The sequence below is a fragment of the Kitasatospora sp. NPDC091257 genome (assembly GCF_044757675.1).
In the GTDB taxonomy this organism is placed as follows: Bacteria; Actinomycetota; Actinomycetes; order Streptomycetales; family Streptomycetaceae; genus Kitasatospora; species Kitasatospora lactacystinica.
The window spans coordinates 1-1,969 of record NZ_JBIVVI010001461.1 but is presented as its reverse complement, the minus strand read 5'-3'; the positions used below and the strand labels follow the sequence as shown (position 1 = coordinate 1,969).

General features: G+C 74.4%; 2 protein-coding genes and 1 pseudogene. All 3 read left to right on the top strand.

Features of this window, described 5'->3' with window-relative positions:
• Positions 1-1,017 (top strand): annotated as a pseudogene (locus ACIQOV_RS39365) (hypothetical protein); the annotation flags it as partial.
• Between the two features lie 17 nt (positions 1,018-1,034).
• Complete coding sequence (locus ACIQOV_RS39360) at positions 1,035-1,442, top strand: hypothetical protein (protein ID WP_401055695.1); 408 nt, start codon at positions 1,035-1,037, stop codon at positions 1,440-1,442.
• 5 nt (positions 1,443-1,447) lie between these two features.
• Positions 1,448-1,969 (top strand): hypothetical protein (locus ACIQOV_RS39355; protein WP_401055693.1); only part of this gene is annotated, 522 nt, incomplete at its 3' end.

Here is a 1,969-nt window from a genome sequence, read left to right as displayed (position 1 = left end):
CCCCCGCCGCCGTCCGAGCCGCCCACCGCCGGCATGCCCACCCCCGGCTCCGAGCCCGTGGCCGAGTGGTGGCGCAAGTCCGGCCCCGTCATCCCGGCCCCGATCTCCGGCGGGCCGGACTCCACCGTCCACACCCCGATCCCGATCGGCGCCGCCCCGGCCACCCAGGCCGCCACCATGGCGGCCACCGCCGAGGCGTTCTGGGCCCCGGCCGGGAAGCTCTTCGCCGAGCAGGCCACGACGATCGCCTCCCAGGTGGGAGAACAGATCGGCCAGTTGCTGACCGAGACCGAGGCCCAGCGCACTGCCCGCCAGCAGGTCGAGTACGAGCAGCTGCTCGCGGGCCAGCGTGCCCGGATGGACGCCGCGCTCGGCAAGGTCGGCGAAACCTCCCAGGAGCGCTCGGCGCGCCACCGCGTCGAGGACATCCTCACCCCGGACCGCCCCGCCCAGCGGGACGACCTCGTCGGCTTGGTCGACCTGCTCGCCGACCGGCTCGCCGAGACCCCGGAGGACCGGGCCGCCCGACTTGAGACCCAGCGCGAGCTGGCCAAGCAGCGCGCCCGCGCTGAGGAGGACCGCGCCCGCGCCGCGGCAGGGGAGACCCCCGCCCAGCGCGACCTGCGCCACCGTCAGCAGCAGCTCGCCGACCGCCGCGAGGCCAAGCTGCGGGCCCGCCGCCAGTGCCGTCAGGCCGCCCGCGCCACGGCCGGATCCTCCGACCGTACCCGTCGCTTCAGGCGCTGGTGCGTCCTCACCGCGATCAGCGCGGTCGGCGGCTACGCGACCGGCCTGGTCGAGCTGATCACGCCGGGCGGGCCCTTCGTCGGCCTGCTGCTGGCCGGTGCTGGCTGGGCCTTCGACCTGCACCTGCGTGACCGGGGCCGCCTGCGCGTGAGCGAGGTCCGCCGCCCCGGCCCCCTCCTGATCCTGATCGCCACGCGCATCCCGGTCGCCTCCGGCCTCGCCGTCGCCACCGGTCTCGCCCCGCTCCTCGCTGCCCTCCCTCTCTACTGACCCAAGGAGCCACCACCATGAGCAGCCTCATCGCCCTGGGCGCCGGCGGCGCCGCCACGGTCACCTCCGCGTATCTCCTCGTCGGCATCCGCGGCAACAACAAGATCAACGTGGCCCCCGAGCACATCCCCTACTGGTCGTTCGGCATCGGGGTCATGTCTGCGAACGCCGGCACCGCGTTCCAGCAGCTGAGCGGCATCGGCAACCAGCTCGGTGCCAGCTTCCAGGGCAACCAGGCCCTCGGCGAGTGGCAGACCGGCGCGACCGCCGCCCTGCTGACCATCGCGGTGTTCGGGCTCAAGCCGAAGCCCTGGAAGGACGTCATCTGCGGCGCCGTCGCCCCCAGCCTCTACGCGAGCGCCGGCGGATTCTGGGCCATCCCCGCCTCCGTCCTCAGCGGCCTGATCAACTCGTTCATCGGCTGACGGCGATGGAACGAATCTTCCCCACCGAGAAGCTGATCCCGACCCTCCTGTGGCCGTTCACCGGTCTGGCCGCCGGCACGCCCGTCCTCATCCGCAAGCTGACGGCCCCCCAGCGCGAGCGCCGCGCCGAGGCCGCCGCGCTCAAGACCAAGCAGGACGAGCTCGCGCAGCAGATCGCCCAGGCCGCCGAGGCCGCGTTCGCCAAGAAACTCTTGGCGGAGGGCGACCCGGCCAAGCGCGCCGCGATGCTCCAGGCCCAGGAAGCGGGGCAGGTCGCGGCCCGCCAGTTCGAGCTGGAGCAGGCCAAAGCCGCCCGAAAGGCCGCGCGGAGCCGGGCGGGCGACGCCGCCGGCGCGGCCGCCCTGATGCTGATCATCGGCGGCCCGCTGATCTACTCCCTCGCCCGCCCCTGGATCCAGCCCGGCATCGGCTGGCCGCCCGGGCCGAGCAGCGCGAACTGCTGGGCATCCTGGTCGAGGTGGACGACGCGCTCGCCGCCCTCGGCCTGGACCGCGAGCTGGTGGCGC

What these genes read in the sequence shown, in the direction of transcription:
- ACIQOV_RS39360 (WP_401055695.1), top strand. Translation starts at nt 1,035, where the DNA reads ATGAGCAGCCTCATCGCCCTGGGCGCCGGCGGCGCCGCCACGGTCACC.